This window comes from Nitrosospira sp. Is2, assembly GCF_033095785.1.
Classification (GTDB): Bacteria; Pseudomonadota; Gammaproteobacteria; order Burkholderiales; family Nitrosomonadaceae; genus Nitrosospira.
Genome location: NZ_CP137134.1, coordinates 1,327,871 through 1,350,659, shown reverse-complemented (window position 1 = coordinate 1,350,659; position 22,789 = coordinate 1,327,871). Strand labels below are relative to the sequence as shown.

General features: G+C 55.3%; 25 protein-coding genes. 16 read left to right on the top strand and 9 right to left on the bottom strand.

Annotated elements, in window-relative coordinates; translation table 11 throughout:
* Positions 1 to 42 precede the first annotated feature (42 nt).
* Positions 43 to 1,101 carry a rod shape-determining protein gene (locus R5L00_RS05930; protein ID WP_107693618.1) on the bottom strand — a complete coding sequence of 353 codons (1,059 nt, stop codon included), beginning with the start codon at positions 1,099 to 1,101 and terminating at the stop codon, positions 43 to 45.
* Between the two features lie 125 nt (positions 1,102 to 1,226).
* Between R5L00_RS05930 and gatC the strand changes: the two genes are divergently transcribed.
* The 3 genes from gatC (at position 1,227) to gatB (ending at position 4,634) form a co-directional block, all read left to right on the top strand.
* Positions 1,227 to 1,514, top strand: coding sequence for an Asp-tRNA(Asn)/Glu-tRNA(Gln) amidotransferase subunit GatC (gene gatC, locus R5L00_RS05925; protein WP_107693619.1), 288 nt, complete (start codon positions 1,227 to 1,229; stop codon positions 1,512 to 1,514).
* A gap of 81 nt (positions 1,515 to 1,595) precedes the next feature.
* The gene (gatA, locus tag R5L00_RS05920) at positions 1,596 to 3,062 is read left to right on the top strand and encodes an Asp-tRNA(Asn)/Glu-tRNA(Gln) amidotransferase subunit GatA (RefSeq protein ID WP_107693620.1); all 1,467 of its coding nucleotides are present in this window, start codon (positions 1,596 to 1,598) and stop codon (positions 3,060 to 3,062) included.
* A 93-nt stretch (positions 3,063 to 3,155) separates the two neighbouring features.
* Positions 3,156 to 4,634, top strand: coding sequence for an Asp-tRNA(Asn)/Glu-tRNA(Gln) amidotransferase subunit GatB (gatB, locus tag R5L00_RS05915; protein WP_317653745.1), 1,479 nt, complete (start codon positions 3,156 to 3,158; stop codon positions 4,632 to 4,634).
* Between the two features lie 63 nt (positions 4,635 to 4,697).
* Here the strand turns inward: gatB and R5L00_RS05910 are convergent, their stop codons facing one another.
* Positions 4,698 to 5,438: a pteridine reductase gene (locus R5L00_RS05910; RefSeq protein WP_317653744.1), complete on the bottom strand. Its 741-nt coding sequence runs from the start codon at positions 5,436 to 5,438 to the stop codon at positions 4,698 to 4,700.
* Positions 5,439 to 5,545: 107 nt separating this feature from the next.
* Between R5L00_RS05910 and R5L00_RS05905 the strand changes: the two genes are divergently transcribed.
* Both R5L00_RS05905 and R5L00_RS05900 read left to right on the top strand, forming a co-directional pair.
* Positions 5,546 to 6,769 (top strand): class I SAM-dependent methyltransferase, encoded by a 1,224-nt coding sequence (locus R5L00_RS05905; protein ID WP_317653743.1) that lies wholly within the window; start codon positions 5,546 to 5,548, stop codon positions 6,767 to 6,769.
* Positions 6,770 to 6,927: 158 nt separating this feature from the next.
* On the top strand, positions 6,928 to 7,371 hold the full coding sequence (locus R5L00_RS05900) for a CBS domain-containing protein (protein WP_107693624.1): 444 nt from the start codon (positions 6,928 to 6,930) through the stop codon (positions 7,369 to 7,371).
* 60 nt (positions 7,372 to 7,431) lie between these two features.
* Here R5L00_RS05900 and R5L00_RS05895 read toward each other — a convergent pair whose 3' ends face one another.
* Positions 7,432 to 8,001: a TMEM165/GDT1 family protein gene (locus R5L00_RS05895; protein WP_411555607.1), complete on the bottom strand. Its 570-nt coding sequence runs from the start codon at positions 7,999 to 8,001 to the stop codon at positions 7,432 to 7,434.
* Between the two features lie 313 nt (positions 8,002 to 8,314).
* Between R5L00_RS05895 and R5L00_RS05890 the strand changes: the two genes are divergently transcribed.
* Positions 8,315 to 9,721 carry a (Fe-S)-binding protein gene (locus R5L00_RS05890; protein ID WP_317653741.1) on the top strand — a complete coding sequence of 469 codons (1,407 nt, stop codon included), beginning with the start codon at positions 8,315 to 8,317 and terminating at the stop codon, positions 9,719 to 9,721.
* Between the two features lie 33 nt (positions 9,722 to 9,754).
* Positions 9,755 to 10,381, top strand: coding sequence for a 2-polyprenyl-3-methyl-6-methoxy-1,4-benzoquinone monooxygenase (gene coq7 / locus R5L00_RS05885; protein WP_317653740.1), 627 nt, complete (start codon positions 9,755 to 9,757; stop codon positions 10,379 to 10,381).
* Between the two features lie 77 nt (positions 10,382 to 10,458).
* On the opposite strand, the gene R5L00_RS05880 is transcribed toward coq7, so the two are convergent.
* From R5L00_RS05880 to ilvD, 5 genes are all read right to left on the bottom strand, one after another.
* Positions 10,459 to 10,875, bottom strand: a complete 417-nt coding sequence (locus R5L00_RS05880) for an OsmC family protein (protein WP_317653739.1) — start codon at positions 10,873 to 10,875, stop codon at positions 10,459 to 10,461.
* Between the two features lie 209 nt (positions 10,876 to 11,084).
* The gene (locus R5L00_RS05875) at positions 11,085 to 11,846 is read right to left on the bottom strand and encodes a YdcF family protein (RefSeq protein WP_317653738.1); all 762 of its coding nucleotides are present in this window, start codon (positions 11,844 to 11,846) and stop codon (positions 11,085 to 11,087) included.
* A 145-nt stretch (positions 11,847 to 11,991) separates the two neighbouring features.
* Positions 11,992 to 12,303, bottom strand: coding sequence for a c-type cytochrome (locus R5L00_RS05870; protein WP_107693629.1), 312 nt, complete (start codon positions 12,301 to 12,303; stop codon positions 11,992 to 11,994).
* Positions 12,304 to 12,320: 17 nt separating this feature from the next.
* Positions 12,321 to 14,420 carry a thioredoxin domain-containing protein gene (locus R5L00_RS05865; protein WP_317653737.1) on the bottom strand — a complete coding sequence of 700 codons (2,100 nt, stop codon included), beginning with the start codon at positions 14,418 to 14,420 and terminating at the stop codon, positions 12,321 to 12,323.
* 35 nt (positions 14,421 to 14,455) lie between these two features.
* A complete protein-coding gene (gene ilvD / locus R5L00_RS05860) occupies positions 14,456 to 16,129 on the bottom strand; it encodes a dihydroxy-acid dehydratase (protein ID WP_107693631.1) in 1,674 nt (557 codons plus the stop codon).
* Positions 16,130 to 16,431: 302 nt separating this feature from the next.
* On the opposite strand from ilvD, the gene lgt reads away from it, so the two are divergent.
* The 9 genes from lgt (at position 16,432) to R5L00_RS05815 (ending at position 21,948) form a co-directional block, all read left to right on the top strand.
* Positions 16,432 to 17,289, top strand: coding sequence for a prolipoprotein diacylglyceryl transferase (lgt, locus tag R5L00_RS05855; RefSeq protein WP_317653736.1), 858 nt, complete (start codon positions 16,432 to 16,434; stop codon positions 17,287 to 17,289).
* Between the two features lie 6 nt (positions 17,290 to 17,295).
* Positions 17,296 to 17,904 carry a class I SAM-dependent methyltransferase gene (locus R5L00_RS05850; RefSeq protein WP_317653735.1) on the top strand — a complete coding sequence of 203 codons (609 nt, stop codon included), beginning with the start codon at positions 17,296 to 17,298 and terminating at the stop codon, positions 17,902 to 17,904.
* The gene (locus R5L00_RS05845; protein ID WP_317653734.1) at positions 17,901 to 18,569 is read left to right on the top strand and encodes an SRPBCC family protein; all 669 of its coding nucleotides are present in this window, start codon (positions 17,901 to 17,903) and stop codon (positions 18,567 to 18,569) included. Before R5L00_RS05850 ends, R5L00_RS05845 begins: the two co-directional genes overlap by 4 nt.
* Positions 18,570 to 18,786: 217 nt before the next feature.
* Positions 18,787 to 18,891 (top strand): antibiotic biosynthesis monooxygenase, encoded by a 105-nt coding sequence (locus tag R5L00_RS15820; RefSeq protein WP_219907486.1) that lies wholly within the window; start codon positions 18,787 to 18,789, stop codon positions 18,889 to 18,891.
* A gap of 147 nt (positions 18,892 to 19,038) precedes the next feature.
* A complete protein-coding gene (locus tag R5L00_RS05835) occupies positions 19,039 to 19,371 on the top strand; it encodes a YnfA family protein (protein WP_107693634.1) in 333 nt (110 codons plus the stop codon).
* Positions 19,372 to 19,518: 147 nt separating this feature from the next.
* A complete protein-coding gene (locus tag R5L00_RS05830; protein ID WP_107693635.1) occupies positions 19,519 to 19,869 on the top strand; it encodes a DUF4156 domain-containing protein in 351 nt (116 codons plus the stop codon).
* Between the two features lie 80 nt (positions 19,870 to 19,949).
* Positions 19,950 to 20,318 (top strand): thiol-disulfide oxidoreductase DCC family protein, encoded by a 369-nt coding sequence (locus R5L00_RS05825; protein WP_107693636.1) that lies wholly within the window; start codon positions 19,950 to 19,952, stop codon positions 20,316 to 20,318.
* A 200-nt stretch (positions 20,319 to 20,518) separates the two neighbouring features.
* Entirely contained in the window at positions 20,519 to 20,713 is a 195-nt protein-coding gene (locus R5L00_RS05820; RefSeq protein ID WP_317653732.1) for a DUF2795 domain-containing protein, read from the top strand.
* A 65-nt stretch (positions 20,714 to 20,778) separates the two neighbouring features.
* Positions 20,779 to 21,948 carry a glycosyltransferase family 9 protein gene (locus R5L00_RS05815; protein WP_317653731.1) on the top strand — a complete coding sequence of 390 codons (1,170 nt, stop codon included), beginning with the start codon at positions 20,779 to 20,781 and terminating at the stop codon, positions 21,946 to 21,948.
* Here the strand turns inward: R5L00_RS05815 and R5L00_RS05810 are convergent.
* Entirely contained in the window at positions 21,920 to 22,723 is an 804-nt protein-coding gene (locus R5L00_RS05810; RefSeq protein ID WP_258192638.1) for a glycosyltransferase, read from the bottom strand. The genes R5L00_RS05815 and R5L00_RS05810 overlap by 29 nt on opposite strands.
* Positions 22,724 to 22,789 lie beyond the last annotated feature (66 nt).

Here is a 22,789-nt window from a genome sequence, read left to right as displayed (position 1 = left end):
AGTCAAGCCTTGTCCGGTCAGGCGCCAACCCGAGTATCCCGTCTAATCGCTGGCGAATATGCCGACCAGCTGATCCATGTTTTCTAGCGCAATTCCAGATCCTCGCACTACGCAGGTGAGCGGATCTTCCGCAATTATGACGGACAATCCGGTCTCTTCCATGAGTAAACGGTCGATATCGCGCAGCAAGGCGCCGCCACCGGTTAGCACCATTCCCTTTTCGGCAATGTCCGCACCGAGTTCGGGCAGGGTATGCTCCAAGGCAGATTTAACCGCGCTGACGATACTATTGAGGGGGTCGGTCAGCGCCTCCAGTATTTCGTTGCTCGAAATCGTAAAGCTGCGCGGTATTCCTTCCGCCAGGTTGCGTCCTTTAACTTCCATTTCCCTTACTTCCGAACCCGGAAACGCTGACCCGATCTCCTTCTTGATTAATTCGGCGGTCACCTCGCCGATCAACATCCCATAATTGCGACGGATATAATTAATAATTGCCTCGTCGAACTTGTCGCCGCCAACTCGCACTGAATTGGAATATACGATACCGCCCAACGAAATCACGCCCACTTCTGTCGTGCCGCCACCTATATCGACCACCATCGATCCTGTTGCTTCCTCGACCGGCAGATTTGCCCCGATGGCTGCCGCCATCGGTTCCTCGATCAATTCCACCTTGCGCGCTCCGGCGCCGTACGCCGCTTCGCGAATAGCGCGGCGCTCGACTTGAGTAGAGCCATAGGGAACGCAAATAACGATGCGGGGATTGGCGGAAAATAGCCGGGGCGGATTCACTTTCTTGATGAAGTGTTTCAGCATCTGTTCAGTAACCGTGAAGTCGGCAATGACGCCATCCTTCATGGGGCGAATAGCGGTAATGTTACCCGGGGTGCGTCCCAGCATTTGCTTGGCCGCCAGCCCGACTTGCTGAATTATCTTTTTGCCATTGGGTCCGCCATCCTGACGTATCGCCACCACTGAGGGTTCGTTCAGCACGATGCCCTGACCGCGAACGTAAATCAGGGTATTGGCCGTTCCCAGATCTATCGCCATGTCAGTCGAAAAATAACCCCTCAGTACATTATTGTTGATGAAATTAAGCATGATTTACGGAATCCGGTGCAGACGACGATGGTAAAAAGCGCGTGAAAAGAATGCGTCCCTCAGGCGGGCTATGATACTCTATTAGCTATTTGAATATAAGGGTTATAAAGGGATTCAACGAGTCAATGTCACTTTCTCTGGATGATGTGAAACGGGTCGCCAGCTTGGCCCGTATTGAAATTGGCGAGGAAGAAGCTGCTACCGTCCTCGGGCAATTATCGGGTATTTTCAGTCTCATCCAGCAGATGCAGGCGGTGGATGCGACCGCAATCGCACCCATGGCGCACGCTCAGGATGTCACACAGCGCCTGCGCCCGGATGTGGTCACCGAGACCGATCAGCGCGAGTTGTTCCAATCGATCGCGCCTCAGGTCCAAGCTGGGCTTTACCTGGTGCCGAAAGTGATCGAATAACACCTGCTTGGACCTGCATCCCCCCTCCCTCCACCTTTCATCCGTGATCTTTCAGGATTTGCGTCATTCTGCGAAAAACCTATGTTGAACGCCAGCCTCAGCCAACTGTCCGCGCTGCTCGCCGCAAAAAAAATTTCCAGCGTTGAGTTGACCGCTGAGTTTTTCAAGCGAGCCCAAGCGCTGAATTCGCACTACAACGCCTTCATTACTCTTTCTGAAGAGACTAGCCTTGCCCAGGCACGTGCGGCTGACAGGCTGATCGCATCCGGCGGGGCAAAGCCTCTGACCGGCGTGCCGATTGCCCAAAAGGATATTTTCTGTACGAAGGGGTGGCTCACCACCTGTGGGTCAAGGATGCTGTCGAACTTCGTTTCGCCCTACGACGCCGGGGTGATCGAGCGTTTCAATGCGGCCGGTGCCGTTAACATCGGCAAGACCAATATGGATGAGTTCGCCATGGGGTCAAGCAACGAGACCTCCTTTTACGGACCAGTAAAGAATCCATGGGATATCGCGGCGGTGCCGGGCGGCAGCTCGGGCGGTTCCGCTTGTGCGGTCGCTGCCCGCCTGGCTCCGGCCGCAACCGGTACGGATACTGGTGGCTCCATCCGCCAGCCCGCGGCTCTATGTGGCATCTCCGGACTTAAACCCACCTACGGGCTGGCGTCGCGCTACGGAATGATCGCTTTCGCTTCCAGTCTGGATCAAGCCGGACCCATGGCAAAGTCAGCCGAAGATTTGGCATTGATGCTGAATGTCATGACGGGGTTTGATCCCCGCGATTCGACCAGCCTCCAGCGCGAGCCGGAAGATTACACGCGCGATTTGCAAAAGCCCTTGGATGGTTTACGTATTGGCCTCCCGAAAGAATATTTTGTTGATGAGATAAGCGATGATGTGGCCCGCGCGGTGGAGGCGAGCCTCGCTGAGTATCGTAAGCTTGGAGCAAAAACGGTTGAAGTATCGCTGCCCAATACGAGCCTTTCCGTTCCTGTTTACTATGTGCTCGCTCCGGCCGAAGCATCGAGCAATCTTTCGCGCTTTGACGGCGTGCGGTATGGATATCGGGCGCCAGAATACGACGACCTCAACGACATGTACCGCAAAAGCCGCGCTCATGGTTTCGGCGCGGAGGTAAAGCGACGAATCCTGATCGGTACTTACGTTCTATCGCACGGGTATTACGACGCCTACTATATTCAGGCGCAAAAACTGCGCCGACTGATCGCGCAGGATTTTGCGGAGGCGTTCAAGCAGTGCGACATCATAATGGGGCCCACTTCTCCCACCGTTGCTTTTAATCTGGGCGAGAAAAGCAACGACCCGGTGCAAATGTATTTGTCCGATGCCTATACTATCGCTGTCAACCTGGCCGGCTTGCCTGGGATGTCGATTCCTGTAGGCTTTGGCAATAAAAACAGGCCGGTCGGGTTGCACATCGTGGGAAATTATTTTTCCGAAGCGCAGATGTTGAATGTGGCGCACCGATACCAGTTGGCCACGGACTGGCACACGCGTATGCCGGCTGAACCCGGCAATATCGACTAACTTTTAGTCGTCAGTTAAGGAGAAGCGGTTTGCCGGGTGGATTTGCTTCGTGACAGTTCAGATACGCGTTCGTAATTAAATGAGGTACTCTTAATGCAATGGGAAACCGTGATCGGTCTTGAAGTTCACGCGCAACTCTCGACCCAGTCTAAAATATTCTCAGGCGCATCCACAGCGTTTGGCGTCGCGCCGAACGCGGAAGCCTGCGCCGTGGATCTTGCGTTGCCGGGGGTCCTGCCTGTCTTGAATCGCGGCGCAGTCGAGCGCGCAATCAGATTCGGGTTGGCGGTAGGGGCAAAAATCAACTCCCCGTCAATCTTTGCGCGGAAAAATTACTTCTATCCGGATCTGCCCAAAGGGTATCAGATCAGCCAATATGAGCTGCCAGTGGTCGAGGGCGGCACTGTCACGTTCCAGGTCGCCGAAACGGAGAAGACGGTCCGCCTCGTTAGGGCGCATCTGGAGGAAGATGCGGGAAAGTCGTTGCACGAGGATTTTCACGGCATGACCGGCATCGACTTGAATCGTGCCGGAACCCCGTTGCTCGAGATCGTTTCCGAACCTGATATGCGCAGCAGCGCAGAAGCAGTGGCTTATGCCAAAATCTTGCATTCGCTGGTACGCTGGATCGGCATCTGCGACGGTAATATGCAGGAAGGCTCGTTCCGCTGCGACGCCAATGTGTCGGTGCGGCCCAGCGGATCCGACAAGCTTGGCACCCGCTGTGAAATAAAAAATCTCAACTCGTTCCGCTTTCTTGAGAAGGCCATAGATCACGAAGCGAGGCGCCAGATCGAGATCATCGAGGAAGGTGGAATCATTCAGCAGCAAACCCGGCTCTACGATCCGGATAAAGATGAAACCCGAGCCATGCGCAGCAAGGAGGACGCGCAGGATTACCGTTATTTTCCCGATCCGGATTTGCTGCCGCTCGAAATCTCTGAGAACTGGATTTCGGAAGTGCGAAGCGCGTCGCCGGAATTACCATCCCAGATGCGAAGCCGACTGGAGCGCGACTATGGACTTTCTTCATATGATTCCGCGACGCTAACCGCTGACCGCGATATCGCAGAGTATTTTGAAGCCGTTGCCCGCAAACTTCCTTCCGACCCGAAACTGTGCGCAAATTGGGTGATGGGCGAAACCTCCGCCTATCTCAATGATGAGGGAAGGTCCTTCGATCATTGCCCACTGTCTCCCAATGAGCTTGCCCAGCTTTTAACACGTATCAAAGATGGTACGATTTCCGGAAAGATGGCGAAGGAAGTGTTCAGGCAAATGTGGATCAAGCGCAGGGACGAGGCAACGGCCTGGAAGAGCCGGAACGCGCAAATGGATGAAAGCCTGGCTGATCAAATTATTGAGTCGCAGGGATTGAAGCAGATCTCGGACTCAGGCGCCCTGGAAAACCTGATCGCCGAGGTTATCGCGGCGAATGGAAAATCGGTGGAAGAATTCAAGGCTGGCAAGGAGAAAGCCTTTAATGCCCTCGTAGGGCAGGTGATGAAGGCCGGCAAGGGAAAGGCAAATCCCGCGCAGGTAAACGAGATACTGAGAAACAAACTAAAGTGAAGGAGAGTTGGCAGCGGTTTGGTGAAGCGTCAGTTCGTGGCCGGTTATCTTTCCCGCCAATATCTAAAGGTTCACGCTGCGTCCCCCATCCACCGCGATAATCTGGCCGGTGATATAAGGCGCATCGGCAATCAGGAAGGCTACGGTTTTCGCGATGTCCTCCGGCTCTCCAGTCCGTTTGAGCAGTGTCCGCCCGATGATATGCTGGCGCGAAGCTTCATCCATCCACGCGCCTTCTTCAGGCCACAGGATGGGCCCTGGAGAAACTCCGTTCACCCTGACTTCCGGCGCGAGCTCAACGGCGAGTGAACGGGTCAGCGAAGCGAGGCCGCCCTTGGCGGCGTTATATACCACGTATCGTTTCAGTGGCCACTCGGAGTGGATATCGACAATGTTCACGATGCAGCCTTGCTGCATCCTGAGCTGGGGCGCCGCCGCTTGCGAAAGAAACAGCGGCGCCTTAAGGTTGCTGCCGATAAGATCATCCCACATGTCCTCTGTGATCTTCCCCAGGGGGGTGGCAAAAAAGCTGGAAGCATTATTGACAAGCGCGTCCAGTCTGCCGAAGTGGCTCATCGTTTCGTCAATCAAATCGGGTAGCCGATTAATGTCCAGCAGGTCTGCCTGCACGAGCGCAACCGAACCGGGGCGGACCTGATCAAGCTCGCTTTTCAACGCCCGCGCATCGTTCGCGGAGGCCCGATAATGGACCACCAGGTTTGCGCCCTGCGCATGCAAGCGTCGACAGGTAGCCGCGCCTACACGCCTTGCCCCTCCGGTGATCAGTATCACTTTCCCTTGCATTGCTATCTCCTCTACACTTGCACACTCGCGAAACAGGCGCGACTTTCAATTTCACTAGCGCCAGCCCCAAAAAGAGGCGCTCGATAGTAAAGAGTAGCATAGAGCCCATGCAGCCACTATCACCTCAACCACCGTTACCGGCACCGAGCCACGCGGCCCTCGAGCATAGTCGCGCGGTGAAGGAGTTGATCAAAGCAGAAATAGCTGGTGCTGGCGGCTGGATTTCGTTTGAGCATTACATGAGGCTGGCGTCGTATGCGCCGGGTATGGGTTATTACAGCGGGGGCGCTGCTAAATTCGGGCAGGAAGGCGATTTTGTGACCGCACCGGAAATCTCTTCTCTGTACGGTAGAGCCGTGGCACGACAAGCGGCGCAGGTGCTCGGAAACGAGGATAAGGGTAATGTTCTGGAATTCGGAGCCGGAACTGGCAAGCTCGCGCTCGATTTATTGCTTGAGCTGGAAAAACTTGGGTGTTTACCAAGGCATTATTTCATTCTCGAAGTCAGCGCGGAACTGCAACAGCGGCAACAAGTTTTACTTGAACGCCGGGCGCCGCATCTGGCGGCCAGGGTGATTTGGCTGACGCAATTGCCCGAGCAATTCAATGGACTGATACTTGCCAATGAAGTGCTCGACGCTATGCCGGTACATCTCGTCCGGTGGCGCGGCTTCCAATTGTTCGAGCGAGGGGTGGAGACAGATGCGGACGAATTCAAGTGGAGCGATCGTCCACTGATGCAAGGGGAGCTGTTTCAAGCGGCTTCCATCCTACGCCCGTTGGCTGATCCGGAAATGGGAGGCGTCGGCCCCCACCGTGGCAGCGACCGCGGGGGCGACTATGTCAGCGAAATAAGTCTCGCCGCCCGGCACTTCATGCTCAGCCTGAGCGGAATGCTGAAGCAGGGCGCGATTCTCCTGATTGACTATGGTTTTGGGCATAACGAGTATTACCACCCGCAGCGTCATCGCGGGACCCTGATGTGCCACTACCGGCATTATGCGCATGATGACCCGTTTTATCTACCCGGCCTGCAGGACATCACCAGCCATGTGGACTTCAGCGCGATTGCCGAGGTTGCGCACAAAACGGGGCTGGATTTGCTGGGCTATACCAGTCAAGCACATTTTCTCATCAACTGCGGCATAACAGAGCTTCTGGCGCAGATCCCCGCCGAGAATGCGAGGGATTATCTGCCACTTGCAAACCAGGTCCAGAAGCTGCTGAGCCCGGCTGAAATGGGAGAATTATTCAAAGTTATCGCCTTTGGCAAAAATGTTTCCACACCTCTGACAGGATTTGCCAGCGGCGATAAAAGCCGCATGTTGTAGAAAATGCCGGCCAGGCCGCCCATCCTGTCATTGGGAGAAGTCCAGATCTCGCGTCCACTTGTGGTTCAGTTCCTCCCGCTCAGGTTGCTCGTTCGACGTGCTATGATTTTAAGAGAAATGCCCGAACAAGTTTCAATCCGAAGTGGAGGAATGATGCCATGACAACGGTTAGGCAATTACTGGAAGGCAAGGGACATGAAGTCGCAAGCATCGAGCCCGACAAGTCGGTGCATGATGCCATGCAGCTGATGGCTACAAGAAACATTGGCGCATTGCTGGTGCTACAGGATGGAAAAATGGCCGGTATCTTCACCGAAAGGGATTATTCGCGCAAGGCGTACTTGCTGGATAGGCTTGCGAAGGATATTCGGGTCAGCGAGCTCATGACACCGCAGGTCGCGTATGTCAGCCCCGACTATACCGCCGAGGATTGCATGGCACTGGTTACCGAGATGCGCGTACGCCACTTGCCCGTGCTTGAAAACAATAACGTCGTCGGCCTTGTTTCCATCGGCGATCTGGTCAAGGATTCGATTTCAGGCCAGCAATTTATTATCCATGAACTCGAACGCTATATTTACGGCGTCCGCGGACCGGGTTAGGCAGCGTAGCGGAGGCTCGGGTATTGCTGCGTTTGCGGCCAGGGGTCGGATGTTCGTGTATCAGGGGAACTCGATCACGCCTGCGAGCGACCACACTCCCATTAGCAGGAACAAGGCTGCCGCACCCCAGCGTGTCTTTCTCATATTGATCCGACCGGCAAGCGCCTCTCCAACCCAGACTGCCGGCGCGTTTGCCACCATCATACCGAGAGTCGTGCCGAGCACAACCGCCGTCAACTCATCGTAACGCGCTGCCAATGCAACGGTCGCTAGCTGAGTTTTGTCCCCCATTTCCGCCAGGAAGAAAGCGATGAGCGTGGTGACGAACGCTCCCGCAGCAAATAAAGGCGCATGCTCCTCAAGCGTATCCGGCTTGAGTGCCCACAAGCCGCAACCGATGAATGACGCCCCTACTATCCAGTTAATAAAATGAGAAGGAATCATGCTGGCGAGCCATGCTCCCACCGAGGCCGCCAACGCATGGTTGAGCAGCGTAGCGACAAAAATACCAGCCATGATCGGATAGGGCCGCCGTAGTTTCGCTGCGAGCACGAATGACAGAAGCTGAGTCTTGTCACCGATTTCAGCAATTGCGACAAGAATGGTGGAGGTAAAAAACGCTTCCACGATAGATTGACGGTTGCAGACCTGAGGGGCGTGAATTGTAGCGCGATTTGTGCATGAAGGCTGGCCAGATAGATCTGCATGAGTTATCGCACTGATACCAGACGTGTGCTCATATTGATGGGCATATTCAATCCCCTATTCTTCAAACAGCCTTGCGAGTAGACTCTTCCAACTCCCTTGTGGGCGAACTCTATAGAAATGAAGTCGAGTGGGTTTAAACGCCTCTGCCGCTATTTCTGAAAAAAATTTCGGTATCCTCCGCCGGACTTTCGTCTAAATGAACGGCTCCGACAAAAGTTGGTCTACGCCTACAACGATGAACCCAACTGATCTTCCACCTGACGTTTCATCCGCCTCCGAACGGACCAGCGAACGCGCCGAAATAAGCGCCGAAGCTAACCGCTGCGTCGCGTGCGGCCTTTGTCTGCCGCATTGCCCCACCTACCGTATCACCTTGTCCGAGGCCGATTCACCGCGGGGGCGCATTGCCCTCATAGGGGGCGTCATGGGCGGCCGGGTTCCCATGAATGAGCGGTTTGCGCTGCATATCGACCGTTGTCTTACCTGCCGCGCCTGTGAGGCGGCATGCCCCAACCATGTGCGCTTTGGCCAATTAATCGACGACACGCGTGCGGCGATGGACTCGGAGCGTGATCTCCCTCAAGGAGATCCTGCGATGCGAAAAGCCGGACTGCGGGGATGGATCAAACGCGAGTTCATCGCTAAACCCGGGCGGCTTGACGCGCTGCGTCCACTTTTGCGTTTTTACCAGAGCAGCGGCCTGCAAAAATGGAATCGCAAGTCCGGCATATTCGGAGGGACGGCGCTCGCCGTGCTCGAGGCGCAGCTGCCATTCATCGACATACCGGCTGCTTCATCCGGCGTTGTGGATTCGCGTACCTGGCAGCCCGTTTATCCCGCTGTGGGGGAACCGCGTGGACAAGTCGGCCTCTTTCTCGGCTGTGTCGCCCGACTGACGGACGCTACCACGCTTAACGCGGCAATATTGGTACTCAATCGACTGGGTTACACGGTCCATGTGCCGCGCGCGCAAACCTGTTGTGGCGCCTTGCATCAGCACAGCGGCGACAGAACCACGGCGAAGCAGCTGGAGCTTCAGAACATTGCGGCCTTCAATGAGTTGAATCTGGACGCGATCCTAAGTACCGCCTCGGGGTGTGGCGTCCAGCTGCGGGAATACGGTTTATCGTCATTCTCGCAACCGTCCAACTTACGTTCTCAGGTGCAAGACGACGCAGCTCAGACGGGGAAATTCCGAAGGCCAGCCATAAAATTTTCAGCGAAGGCCGTGGACATTGGCGCTTTTCTGGCTGCGGCTGAAGGATGGGATGAGGTAAAACTCGCTCCTTTGCCGCATAAAATTGCAGTACACGAACCCTGCAGCCTGCGAAATGTCCTGCGAGGTTCAGCCCATGCATACGCGCTGCTCGCGCGCATCCCAGGGGCGCTGGTTATTCCCCTCGCGGGTAATGATCAGTGCTGTGGTGCCGCCGGAACATATTTTATTGATCAGCCGGAGATGGCGGCGCCGCTACTGCATGACAAGATGACCGCGCTAAAGGCGAGTGGCGCGCGTTACCTCGCCACATCCAACGTCGGTTGCGCCATGCACATCGGAAGTGCCTTGCGGCAGGCAGGCTCCGAGATCGAGGTCGTGCATCCGGTTACTCTGATATCGCGGCAAATGGGTATACAATTATAAACATTCCGCTTTATATTGCTTACGGGGGACTCCATGCCCAACATCGACAAATTCATCATTGGTTTTGACCATGCGCTACGCACATTGCTGACGCCCGCACAAACACTGCGGCCAGTGCCGGGAACCGAATTGCCCGAAAGCGAGTTGAACGATTGGGAGAAGCGCCAATCAACCGCCCTGATGCGCGTGAATCACGTCGGGGAGATTTGTGCGCAGGCGCTATATCAAGGACAGGCGCTTACTGCGCACGATGCGGACGTACAGGAAACGCTGGCACAGGCAGCGCGTGAAGAAACCGAACACCTTGCCTGGACCGAGCGGCGGATTGCTGAATTGAGCGGACGCAAAAGCATGTTGAATCCATTATGGTACGGCGGGTCGTTCGCCATTGGCGCGTTGGCGGGCATGCTGGGCGATAAGTGGAATCTGGGATTTCTTGCCGAAACCGAGCGCCAGGTGGAGTCACATCTGGCTGGACATTTGAAGCGACTGCCGCACAACGATGGAAAAAGCCGCGCCATCGTCGCGCAGATGCAGATAGACGAAGCCGGGCACGCCACGACTGCGATGTCTCACGGTGGCGCCGAGTTGCCCTCGCCGGTGAAACTGATGATGAAGCTGGGCTCGAATGTAATGACGAGAACCGCCTACTGGGTTTAAGCCCGACGCTGCTCGCCGATAAGTTGCCGCTGATCCAGTTGTCCCTGGTCGTTATCCCGTTTCCCGAACAACTGATCTTATTCCTCCACGATCTCAAAGTCGTGTGTCAGTTCGGCCGTCTTTGCCAGCATTATCGAAGCCGAGCAGTATTTTTCTGCAGAGAGGCTAATTGCCCTCTCAACCTGTCCAGGGTTCAGTTTTTTTCCTGTCAAGATAAAATGAAAGTGAATGCGGGTGAACACCTTAGGTTCCCGTGGGGCCCGTTCAGCTTCGATTTCCACCACGCAATCGCTGATATCCTGGCGGCCCTTTTTGAGGATCATCACGACGTCGAAGGCCGCGCAACCGCCGGTTCCCATCAGCAACATTTCCATTGGGCGCGGTCCTGAATTCTTGCCGCCCGCGTCCGGCGGTCCGTCCATCAGCACCGTATGACCACTTCCCGACTTGGCCAAAAAGCTCGCTCCATCCTTCCACTTGATTCGTGCTTGCATGTGATTCCCCTCCCAAAAGATTCAGTCCCGTAAAAAATGGCAGATGCCACGGTTCCTATCGCGGAACTGGCCAGGGCTTACCTGAAATTCTCCGATTTTATCAGCTACCTCCATAAAGAGTGTTTGCGAGTGGCTTGCCTTACAGCACCGGTGGCTCGATTTATCCGGCAGAATAGGTCCAAATGTCATCGGTCAACGCTTCCAGCCGTTCACAGCGAGTTCGCGGCTGGCATGAGCCTGTACCACCCCATGCCGATGAGTTCGTGGAAGAATAAATTGCTTTTTTGCAATGCCCCAGCTGCGGGAATGAGTACAAAAATGTTCGTTTTATGACGCGTTGTGTAGCCGGTAGCCGCGCGGCTGACCTTGAATCCGGCCTGTTCAAACTCTATTGCCGCTCGGGGCATGTGCCAGGCATGAGTGACGAGCGCGATATGGTGAACACCGTGGTCTTGTAGTAGGGCAAAGCTGTTGTAGGCATTCTCACGCGTGTTGCGCGAAGCGGTTTCGATCCATTTCACCGGGACCTTGAATTCTTGTTCCAGCACGCGCTTCATTTGCGTCGCTTCAGCAGAACCATAGCCAGCAGGGTCGCCGCCGGTCGCCAATATTGGCTTGCCCGTGTGCCGGTGCAGCCATGCGGCGTAACGGATACGCTCCAGGCTAAATCGCCCCACTGTATTGCTACCATACTCCGGGGCGTCGTAGTACGTGCCGCCACCCAGCACGACAACGGCCTGGATGTCATTCTCCAGTGCCCTGCGGCTAGGGGTTGACTCCAGTGTCTGCAGAAGGGCGTCTGCGACGAGCGGGATGGACAGCAAATAAAGCAAAGCCAAAGCGGCTATCACCAGCGACTTGCCAAACCCTGGTCTGCGCCTCAGCAGCAGCACTCCTGCTGTGCCCAACAGAATGAGATTGAATGGCGGAAGCAGAAACGCGCTTGCCAAGTTGGTCGCAAACCAGCTCATGATCAACGCACCCTGAGTGCGCACTTCACCGGTATGACGGCCAAGTTATGCGTCTCCCCAGCGTTATCGTGCGGCAGCTTTTTTTCGTGATGACAAATAAAAAGCCGGCGACATTGCGCCGGCTTTTTTGTGATTCAATTTCAAGTTACTTAAGCGTCAGAACCCATGCTGCCAGAACTTTGGCGTTGGCATCGCTAACTTGCGCATTCGGGGGCATCGGTACTGGACCCCACACGCCGTTGCTTCCTTTCTTAATTTTATCTGCTAGGTATGCTTCGGCTTTCGGGTCATCCTTATACTTGGCGGCAATGTCTTTCAATGCAGGGCCGACCAATTTCTTGTCAACAGTATGGCAGTTTGTGCAACCATTGGCTTTTGCCAAGTCCGCGTTTGCTTGCGCGGTGCCCACCATCAACAGGGCTGATGCCGCAACCATTCCCATCCAGACAGCTCTCATACTCACTCCTTTATCCGTTAATTATAGAAAGGGGCCCCTATCTTACCGTGAATTTCGCAGATGCGCAGCAATTCATGCACATCCGTAATCGCCGGTAAGCATTTAACGCCGTGGCAGACCCAGGCGTTGACAGTATTATTCACTCCTGCCGGTTTACTCAGACTCAGCGGCAGATCGATAAGTTCCAAAGGCAACGCAAACACAAGCGTATATGGAGAACCGACCCGAAGCGCGTCCTCCCATTCTTTCAACGCTTGCCCCGGACCACGCAGGATAACGAGCTGTGGTGGAAAGAGAGATTCCTCATGCGCTGTCAACAGGCTGCAACACGCACTGGGATAACGCGATATCGTGGGATAGAACAAGGCCAGGGTGCGCTCCGCCGCCTGCAAATAACGGGATTCGCCGAGAATATGTCCTAGCCTTTGCAACCCGGATGCGGCAATCCCGTTGCCGGAGGGTGTGGCATTATCATGGCCTGGCTTGGGACGGTGGATCAGTTTTTCATGGTCGTGGCTGGTAAAGAAAAAACCTCCTTCCGCGGGATCTTCAAATTGCTCCAATAACACATCGGCCAGCGCGACAGCAAATTCGAGATCAGCCCGGCGAAACTCAGCTTGCATCAGTTCCAGCAAGCCATTCAGCAGAAAGGCATAATCATCGAGATAGGCATTGAGATGCGCTTTGCCATCCTTGTAGGTCGCGAGCAGGCGATTGTTTTTCCATAGCGTGGTGCGGATAAAATCCACGGCGCGGGCGGCTGATTGAATCCAGTCGCGGCGACCGAATACCCGCCCGGCGTGCGCCATCCCGTTTATCATCAGCCCATTCCAGCTGGTGAGTATTTTTTCATCACGGCCCGGGCGCGGGCGTAATTCGCGTTGGCTGAAGAGGCTTTCCTGCGCCGACGCGAGTCTCTGTCGCGCTTCTTCAAGACTGATGCCGACAGCAAGCGCAACGTTGGCAATCGGTTGCGCAATTTCGAAGTTCCAATGCCTGTGTTCAAAGTTGGGGTGACTCGAAAGCCCATAGTAGAGAGCAACTACGGCATATTCCTCGGAAGGCAGAAGCTGCGCTACCTCACTGCGATCCCACACGTAGAACTTGCCCTCCTCACCTTCAGAGTCTGCGTCCAAGGTTGAGTAATAACCTCCACCACTTGTGGCTTTTCCTGGTTCGTTTCCTGCCGGCGGCTGCATTTCGCGCATGACCCATCGGGCTGTTTCATCGACCACCCGCTCGAACATCGGATCGTGAGTGGCAAGCCAGGCATCCGCGTACAGCCGCAGCAGTGGTCCGTTGTCATAAAGCATTTTTTCGAAATGCGGAATACGCCAGTACGGGTCCGTGCTATAGCGGCAGAAGCCCCCGCCCAGTTGGTCGTAAATGCCGCCTTCGGCCATCTTTTGCAGCGTGAGGGTGGCCATGCGCAACGCGCCATGATTACGCGTGGCAAAGTAACGGCGCAGGCAGAATTCCAGTTCCGTGGGATGGAGAAATTTCGGCGCTTCGCCAAACCCGCCATTGGTGGAATCGAAGCGGTTCTCCAGTTCCACCAGCGCCTGGTCCAGCGGTTGCTCTGAAAAAGCGGGGACAGCGGCGCTTTTTGACGGCAGCATGTTCGCGAATGTTTTCAGCAGCGAGGTGCCCTGGCGCTCGATATCCGCGCCGCGAGTATGATAGGCCTCGGCGACGCGCGGCAGCAGGTCGAGAAAACCTGGCAGACTATGCCGCGGCGTTTTAGGGAAATACGTGCCACCGAAAAAAGGCTTCTGGTCGGGCGTGAGAAACAGCGTCAGAGGCCAGCCGCCGCTACGCTGGGTAAGCATGTAGTGGGCGGTCTGGTAAATCTGGTCAATATCCGGCCGCTCCTCACGATCCACCTTGATGTTGATGAAGTCGCGGTTCATCGCCGCGGCAACTTCAGCATCTTCGAAGCATTCATGGGCCATGACATGGCACCAGTGACAGGCCGAGTAGCCGACGGAAAGCAATATCGGCTTGTTGCGCGCGCGCGCGAGCGCCAGCGCCTCGTCCCCCCATGGGTACCAGTCCACAGGATTGTCCACGTGCTGCAGGAGGTAGGGGCTTGTTTCGCTGGCAAGATGATTGGGCATGGTTTTACCCCGGCACGGACGAGTCAAGCCGCGCGTTAATCCGTCACGGCTCCCAGACTGGCGGTCGAAACCAGTTTGGCGTACTTGGCGAGGACGCCGCGCGTATAACGCGGCTGCGGTGGTGTCCATTCCGCGCGGCGGCGCGCAAGCTCATCCTCGGGAACATTGAGTTGCAGCAGCCTTTTCTCGGCATCGATAGTAATTGAGTCCCCCTCGTGCACCAGTGCGATGGTACCGCCAACGAAAGCCTCGGGTGCGACATGGCCGACCACCATCCCGTACGTCCCCCCTGAAAAACGACCGTCTGTAATAAGACCGACTGAATCGCCGAGACCTTCGCCGATCAGGGCTGAAGTGGGGGAGAGCATTTCGCGCATGCCTGGACCACCTTTGGGCCCCTCATAGCGGATAACGACCACATCACCCGGTTGGATCTGACGCGCGAGGATAGCCGCCATGCATGTTTCTTCCGATTCGAAAACCCTGGCAGGCCCGGTAATCTTTGGTGTTTTGACCCCGGTAATTTTTGCCACCGAACCCTCCGTGGAAAGATTGCCTTTGAGTATGGCGAGGTGGCCTTGGGCGTACATGGGATTGTCCCACTCCCGGATGACGTACTGATCCTTGCGCGGTGCCGACGGCACATCCTTTAGTATTTCTGCCACCGTCTCACCGCTGATTGTCACGCAGTCGCCATGCAACAGGCCATGTTCGAGCAGCATCTTCATTACCTGGGGGATGCCCCCGGCTTTGTGCAGATCGGTTGCAACATACCGTCCGGAAGGCTTAAGGTCGCACAAGACCGGGACTTTGCCGCGTATGAGTTCGAAATCGTCGATAGTCCACGCTACTTCGGCCGCATGAGCGATGGCCAGGAAGTGCAATACCGCGTTGGTTGAGCCACCGACCGCCATGATTACAGCAATTGCGTTTTCGATGGATTTGCGGGTAATAATGTCCCGCGGCCGCAGCTGCTTTCTAATGGCTTCAACGAGCACTTCCGCAGAGCGGGCAGCGCTCTCGCCCTTCTCATCATCTTCTGCGGCCATGGTGGAAGAGTACGGCAGGCTCATGCCCATCGCCTCGAAAGCCGAGGACATACTGTTCGCAGTGAACATGCCGCCGCAGGAACCGGCGCCCGGACATGCATGACGCTCGACTTCAAGCAGTTCCTTTTCATCTATCTTGTGCGCGGTATATTGCCCGACCGCCTCGAACGCACTCACAATCGTGAGGTCCCGCCCTTTGTAATGGCCCGGCTTAATGGTCCCGCCATACACAAAAATCGCGGGGACGTTCATCCGCGCCATCGCGATCATTGCCCCCGGCATGTTCTTGTCGCAACCGCCCACCGCAATCACGCCGTCCATGCTTTCCGCCTGCACCGCGGTCTCAATTGAGTCCGCAATTACTTCTCGCGAGACCAGCGAATACTTCATGCCCTCCGTTCCCATTGAAATCCCATCGGAGACGGTAATCGTGCCGAACATTTGCGGCATCGCGCCGGCTTTTTTCAGGGCGTGCTCCGCCCTTAGCGCCAGCTCATTCAATCCCTTGTTGCAGGGGGTGATGGTCGAAAAACCATTGGCTACGCCGACAATGGGTTTGTCGAAATCTGTATCACTGAAACCGACCGCTCGCAGCATGGCGCGGTTGGGAGAACGCTGCGCACCCTGGGTAATCGCCCGGCTGCGTTGGTTGTCTGGCATGTATGCTCCTAAAAATATCGAAAAACCTGAAGTGCCTCAATTGTCGAGGATTGAACAAAGGCTTGAATCTCAACCTAGCAGGGAAAGAAAGACCATTCAGAGGCGTCTTTTTCCATGCCCTCTAGGGCGCACGGGATCGCCGTATGTATAATTGCTCAGCGGCACCAGAAATACATATTCGTTACATCATTCCGGGCTTAAGCCGCATTTAGCCCAAGCCAACAGTATGCAGCCCGCAAGCGGTATGACATTTGTCGCTTCACCGGATCAACAGGTATTTTACCTCAAATAAGCGGAAGACCATGCTCGTCCATCCCCAATTCGACCCCATTGCCATCCATCTCGGCCCGCTTGCGGTCCGGTGGTATGGGCTCATGTATCTGTTGGGATTTGCCCTTTTCATACTGCTGGGTAGATACCGCATCAAGCAGAACCCCAAAGGGGCATTTACCACCAACATGCTCGATGACATGCTGTTCTATGGCGTGCTGGGGGTAATTTTAGGCGGACGCCTGGGCCACGTAATATTTTACCAGTTGGGCTATTACCTGCAGCATCCTCTCGAGGTCTTTGCCGTATGGCAGGGGGGAATGTCCTTCCATGGCGGGTTCCTCGGGGTGATCACCGCGATGGCAGTGTTGGCGCGAAAGTATAAGCTGCCGTGGCTGGCGGTAACGGACTTTATCGCGCCGTTGGTACCCTTGGGCTTGGGCGCGGGACGCATCGGAAATTTTATCAACGCTGAGTTGTGGGGGCGGCCTACCGATGTTTCGTGGGCCATGATCTTTCCAGATGTGGACGCGCTCCCGCGGCATCCATCCCAATTATATGAGTTTGCGCTGGAAGGGCTGGCCTTTTTTGTATTGATGTGGCTTTATTCGGCGAACCCGAGACCAGTCGGCGCGGTCTCCGGCATGTTCCTTGCCGGCTATGGCGTATTCCGTTCATTGGCGGAATTTTTCCGGGAACCGGATGATGGCTTTATGGGCGTGCTGACGTTAGGTATCAGTATGGGCCAATGGCTGTCACTACCCATGATCGTGGCAGGGGTGCTCATGATCGTTTGGGCTTATCGTACTCGGCCCGCGCCGCCCCCTGGGCGGGAGATTGCGGAAAAAGCGGGCAGACCAGCTGCCGCGCGGAAACGGAACCGCCAGTAGAAGCTCATGTCCTTGCGCCGTTCCTACACGATCATCGCACCGCTTTACGACGCCTTGCTTGCAACCGCGGGCGGCGGGTTGCGTGCAGCAAGCCTGGCGCAACTGCCACAGCAAGGGAGCCAGGACATTCTTATCAACGGTATCGGCACCGGGCTCGATCTCCCTCATCTTCCACCAGGACATGCTTATACCGGCCTTGATCTCACGGCTGCCATGTTACATAGAGTAAAGCCGCGCATAAGAAATCTTCACATGAACCTGGTCCAGGGCAATAGCATGTCTCTGCCTTTCGCGGACGAATGTTTCGATCATGTCGTGCTGCATTTGATCCTTGCGATTGTTCCCGATGGACGCGCCTGCTTGCGAGAAACAGCGCGCGTATTGAAGCCGGGCGGCAGCGTGCTGATACTGGATAAATTTCTCAAGCCGAGTGAGACGGCATGGTTTAGACGAACGTTGAATCTTCTATCCCAGCATCTCGTTACGCGACTCGATGTCGTTTTTGAAGAAGTGCTGGCTGCTGTGCCGGAATTGAAGAGTGTCAGCGATACGCCGGTCCTGGGCCGGGGCTGGTTTCGCAGCATTCTTTTGATCAAGGCGGGATCGACCGGATGAGCAGCGTGATCAAGCTCATGCACCGTCTCGCCGTCTTTGGCGCCGGCCTGCTATTAGGGTGCGCCGTCCCCGTCGCGTGGTCTCTGGACGTGCAAAGCCCCGGGGCAGGCTGGGCCGAAGCCTACCGTACAGGAGAGCTTGTCATTTTTACCAAGGACGTGGAGAAGGGCCGCAGGATTGTCGCAATCGCCGAGGTGGAGGCACCGCCGGAGGTCATTTTTAATGTTGTCAACGACTTCGAAAATTACCCTAATTTCATGCCGTATGTAATCGAATCGCGCGTGCTTAGCCGTAACAACGACAGTGAAGTTGTGGCCTATAACCGGATTGCGCCGCCTTTCGTGAGCGAGCGGGATTATCCTCTGAAGTTCAGGATGACGCGGGGGACGCCCGCAAACAGCGGCGTGTTCCGCAGCGAGTGGACCGCGCGCCCTGACGCCGAGCCCGAGGTTAAAGGCGTGGTAAGGATCAGGCTTAACGAAGGCTCATGGGTCGCCGAACCGATCAGTGGAGGTACACGCACGCGGCTCACCTATACGCTTCTGACGAATCCAGGCGGTCTGATACCGGACTTTGTCGCCAATATGTCGAACACCGTCGCGATACCCAAGCTCTTCAAGGCTGTAATGACGCGCTCCATCGAGAAAGCGCGTGCGGAGAAATAAAAAAAAGGAGGCGTTCTCATTAGATCGCCGAGGCAAAATTGGTCGCGATAGAATAGGGGTGATGCACGCGGGGCCATGGGACATGGCGGCAGGGATCCGGTTTCCTGATTTCTACCAAAATTTGCGATGAGAGACGAAGCATGGAAAACAACAATAGTGCAAGGGTGCTGGCCAGGATAACTGCGCGCTCTGAGAAAATGACGAGCTGAGGTCCGTTTTGCTGCGCCATGTAGAGGAAACACGCAAAGAACGCGGTTGCGTCAGCTATCAGCTTTTTCAAAACGAGGCTGACCCGAGCGACTTCACCGTTGTTGAAGAGTAGGCAAATGGTTTGGCTATCGATAGCCATATGGGGAGCGCTCATGTGCAGAATGCTTTTGCCAAGGCTTTACCACTTGTTGCGACGGCGCCCGCAATCAACAGATATCGCGTTACCCGATAGCTGTGAACTGCTTAGGATGGCTAAACAGTGTTTGAGCTGAAAACTCTTTTGCTCTTCCTTGCTACAGCCATTGCGGAAATCGTGGGCTGCTACCTGCCTTACCTCTGGATCAAGCAGGGCCACAGTGCCTGGATTCTTATCCCGGCCGCCGCAAGTCTCGCGTTGTTTGCCTGGCTGCTTACTCTTCACCCGACGGCTGCGGGCCGGACCTATGCCGCTTATGGGGGCGTTTATATCTTCACGGCAGTGCTGTGGCTGTGGGCGATTGACGGCATCAAGCCTACGGCGTGGGATGTGGCAGGTTCTCTAGTGGCGCTCGCAGGCATGGCGATCATTATGTTTGGGCCGCGACAGGCCTGAGCGCCCCGTCAGACGGGGGTTATGTTGAGAAGTGTCGTAAGATTCAATCGTCAAGAGGTTTCTTCCAGGCTGACAATGGTCAAAATTAATTTTTATACACAAAATGGTCCGGGCGGACTAAAAACTTGGGATTAGAGGAGAAAGTATATGATTGCAAAAACGAACATTGCATTGCCAGTTGTTCTGTCAGCCCTTCTTTTGGGCTGTTCCGCTATTCCTACCACACCGGGAGGAAAGACTGTCGAGCTTGTGACCGAAAAGCCGTCCGGTAATTGCAAGCCGCTGGGCGATGTCGTCGGCTCTCAGGGGAACTGGTTTACGGGGGACTATACATCCAATAAGAATCTGCTTATTGGCGCCAGAAATGATCTCCGCAACAAGGCGGCTAAAATGGGCGGAAACTACGTCTGGGTACAGGATTCAAGTAATACCAATGCATGGGGCAGCAAGGGCACTTCAAATACCACGGTATTAGGCGTAGTCTATCGCTGTGAGTAACGAAAAGGCCTTGAAGCAAAAATAGCTCTGACCCCATTTGAGCTTGATGTGGCGAGAAACAACGTGCCGGGAACTGGAGCATGTCCACCAAGGTTTACTACAACAGCGCCTGCCCCGTTTGCAATGCGGGGATCAAGGACCAGCGCCAGCGTATGGAGGCCTGCGGTGTCAAGGATGTTGAGTGGATCGATGTCCATACCCATCCGGAAGCGGCAAGGGAGGTAGGCGCTCCCTTGGAGCAGGTCCGCGAGCGCTTGCATGTCAAAGCCGAGGATGGCCGGCTCGACATTGGCGCCGACGCCTTCACCCGCCTCTGGCTGCAAACGCCCGGGCAGCGCTGGTTGGCGAAACTGTTGCGGTTGCCCGTCCTCAGACAGATCACATATCTAGCCTACAATGCTTTTGCCAAATTGCTCTACCATTGGAATCGTGCCAAGGGACATTGGTAGACAAAGGCCATCCCCAGTCCGGCCACAGGCAGAATTTTCCCGCTGTCGTCTGACTTCAACGCTATTGTGGAAGCAATGGCAATAGGTGCTTTTGCACACAGCTGATATGTGGTCTATCCTGAAATTCAAAGGAAAATCTCGAATGATCTTTGAGTTCTAGCTGAATCCCATCCATGAACTAACCAATGAAGGGAGGACCTATGGCGACAGTTAACCCTATTCAAGTACAAAAATTTTTGGCCGGCATGCATTACCCGGCGAAGAAAGACGAAATTGTGAAGCACGCGAAATCCAAGGGTGCCGACTACAAGGTAGTGCAAACACTCGAGCAACTACCAGAGGAGAGCTTTCAGACGCCTGCGGATGTCAGTAAAGCAATCGGCCAAATTGAGTAATTTCCCGGATGGGATCTCTCTCAGCGAGTCGAGACGGTATATCGGCGAGATGACGAAAGCGAGAATTGATTATCCCGAGTGACTTGAGCCAGCGCTTGCTGGGTGGGACGCCGCACAAGATTGCCGTTCTGCATGCCAAGGCACTGGGTGACCTTATTGTCACCTTGCCGGCGTTGGGAGCGATCAAAGCAACGTACCCTGACGCCGAGTTAACGCTGCTGGCAAGGCCTTGGGCAAAGGAATTTCTATCCGCGCGCCCCTCGGCCGTTGATAGAGTGATCAGTGTACCCCAACTCGCTGGGGTCAACGATGAGAGTGCGGTTGCAATGAAAGATCGCGCCGCCTGCGTGGGACAAGCGGCTCAATCAACCGCTGTAGAACAGTTCTACAAGGCAATGCGGGCGGAAAAATTTGCAGTTGTTATACATCTGCAAGGCGATGGTAAAGCGGTTAATCCGTTTATTAACACGCTCGGGGGGGGCCTCACGGTAGGACTTCGCAATCAAGGTGCGGAGCCCATCGATCGCTTTATTCCTTATGTGCATTACCAGAGTGAAATTCTGCGCAATCTGGAGGTGGTCGCTTTGATTGGGGCGCGTACGACGCGATTGGAACCTCAGGTTGAGGTTACAGAAACAGATGAGCAAGAAACGGCTGTCGTTAGAGAAATCATTAAAGGAAAGCCCTACGTCATCATGCATGCTGGCGCTGATGACCTTCGCAGAGTCTGGCCAGCAGCGAAATTCGCCACCTCGGCTGATGAGCTTATAGAAGCGGGGTATCAGGTTGTTCTCACAGGCACGCCAAAAGAAGAAGAGATCGTAACAAGCGTGATGCAGGCAATGAAGCGTGCCGCGATCCCCTGCACTTCGCTTGGACTTGGCGGGTTAGCGGCGCTTTTACGGAAAAGCTCGCTCGTCATCAGCAACGATACAGGACCGCTCCATTTGGCGCGGGCAGTCGGCGCGCAGACAATCGGGATTTTTTGGGCGCCCAACGTGCTTAACTGGGGGCCCTTGACCCGGAACAATCATCGTCTGGCAATAAGCTGGCAACTTGAATGTCCCAACTGTGGAACCAAGCCGATTTCACCCTGGCCATTTCAGCCGATAACAGACCACTGCGAGCATTCCTGCTCATTTGTTGAGAGCGTGCCAGTCGCAGAGGTCCTTAATTTTGCGGCGGAATTATTGCCGCCGGAAGAAGCTACCGTGCGTTTTCGACAAAGCTACTGACAACCCCCTGCCACTCACCCGCGAATCGTTCTATATTAAAACGGCGACGAGCATACGCTCTGGCATTTCGGCTCAGCTGCTGGGCATGCTCGGGGTAATCTATCAGATAGCGCATTCGCTCGATTAGCTTGTCCACATCTGTTTCAACATAGCCGGTTTCACCGTTTTCAACCGTCGCTGCCATTTCCGTGGTAGCGAGCCCCAGGATCGGTACCCCAGTCATCATTGCTTCGCAAACCGACAAACCCAGGCTGGTATAGCGAATTGGATTAAAGAAGAAACGGTATCTTGCTACGAAATATGGGAGCGCGTCATGTGGCACTTCACCCAGGCCGCCAAGGTCGGCGGCTCCCATTCCTACCAGGTCCAGAGGGATCTGTGCTCGGATCTTCTCGAATACATCCAGTCCCAAACGGCGGCCGCGTTTCCGTATATTATTTACCACCACGATGCCTTTCGGATGCTCACCGGAATATCTCACGTCCTCCGGAACAATTACGCCATGATTGATGACCGTCGTCGGGGTCCGGTTACTGTCCCACATCAAGCGGTTAAAATCGGTGACGTGAACCAGCAGTATCGAAGGATCGTCCACCCAATGCCTGGTGTTGGTGGGATGTTCCTGCGGTGGATCGTGCTCAAGATAGATTTTCGGGAGGCGGCGCTGACGTTCCGACAATATTTCGTGCTGGTCAACCTCGTAATTTTTGCGGTGTTGAAAAAGTATCAGGTCAAAATCATGATCCTTCACCTGGCCGACAGGGATATCGTGCACGTTGCTCCCCCAGTCAAACCCAGGCAGCCGGCCGCCATAACCTTCGCCCTCTCCTTTCGGTAGTAA

Excerpts from the sequence above, each read along its gene's own strand:
- R5L00_RS05930 (WP_107693618.1), bottom strand. The coding sequence starts at position 1,101 with ATGCTTAATTTCATCAACAATAATGTACTGAGGGGTTATTTTTCGACT.
- gatC (WP_107693619.1), top strand. The coding sequence starts at position 1,227 with ATGTCACTTTCTCTGGATGATGTGAAACGGGTCGCCAGCTTGGCCCGT.
- gatA (WP_107693620.1), top strand. The coding sequence starts at position 1,596 with ATGTTGAACGCCAGCCTCAGCCAACTGTCCGCGCTGCTCGCCGCAAAA.
- gatB (WP_317653745.1), top strand. The coding sequence starts at position 3,156 with ATGCAATGGGAAACCGTGATCGGTCTTGAAGTTCACGCGCAACTCTCG.
- R5L00_RS05910 (WP_317653744.1), bottom strand. The coding sequence starts at position 5,438 with ATGCAAGGGAAAGTGATACTGATCACCGGAGGGGCAAGGCGTGTAGGC.
- R5L00_RS05905 (WP_317653743.1), top strand. The coding sequence starts at position 5,546 with ATGCAGCCACTATCACCTCAACCACCGTTACCGGCACCGAGCCACGCG.
- R5L00_RS05900 (WP_107693624.1), top strand. The coding sequence starts at position 6,928 with ATGACAACGGTTAGGCAATTACTGGAAGGCAAGGGACATGAAGTCGCA.
- R5L00_RS05890 (WP_317653741.1), top strand. The coding sequence starts at position 8,315 with ATGAACCCAACTGATCTTCCACCTGACGTTTCATCCGCCTCCGAACGG.
- coq7 (WP_317653740.1), top strand. The coding sequence starts at position 9,755 with ATGCCCAACATCGACAAATTCATCATTGGTTTTGACCATGCGCTACGC.
- R5L00_RS05880 (WP_317653739.1), bottom strand. The coding sequence starts at position 10,875 with ATGCAAGCACGAATCAAGTGGAAGGATGGAGCGAGCTTTTTGGCCAAG.
- R5L00_RS05875 (WP_317653738.1), bottom strand. The coding sequence starts at position 11,846 with ATGAGCTGGTTTGCGACCAACTTGGCAAGCGCGTTTCTGCTTCCGCCA.
- R5L00_RS05870 (WP_107693629.1), bottom strand. The coding sequence starts at position 12,303 with ATGAGAGCTGTCTGGATGGGAATGGTTGCGGCATCAGCCCTGTTGATG.
- R5L00_RS05865 (WP_317653737.1), bottom strand. The coding sequence starts at position 14,420 with ATGCCCAATCATCTTGCCAGCGAAACAAGCCCCTACCTCCTGCAGCAC.
- ilvD (WP_107693631.1), bottom strand. The coding sequence starts at position 16,129 with ATGCCAGACAACCAACGCAGCCGGGCGATTACCCAGGGTGCGCAGCGT.
- lgt (WP_317653736.1), top strand. The coding sequence starts at position 16,432 with ATGCTCGTCCATCCCCAATTCGACCCCATTGCCATCCATCTCGGCCCG.
- R5L00_RS05850 (WP_317653735.1), top strand. The coding sequence starts at position 17,296 with ATGTCCTTGCGCCGTTCCTACACGATCATCGCACCGCTTTACGACGCC.
- R5L00_RS05845 (WP_317653734.1), top strand. The coding sequence starts at position 17,901 with ATGAGCAGCGTGATCAAGCTCATGCACCGTCTCGCCGTCTTTGGCGCC.
- R5L00_RS05830 (WP_107693635.1), top strand. The coding sequence starts at position 19,519 with ATGATTGCAAAAACGAACATTGCATTGCCAGTTGTTCTGTCAGCCCTT.
- R5L00_RS05825 (WP_107693636.1), top strand. The coding sequence starts at position 19,950 with ATGTCCACCAAGGTTTACTACAACAGCGCCTGCCCCGTTTGCAATGCG.
- R5L00_RS05820 (WP_317653732.1), top strand. The coding sequence starts at position 20,519 with ATGGCGACAGTTAACCCTATTCAAGTACAAAAATTTTTGGCCGGCATG.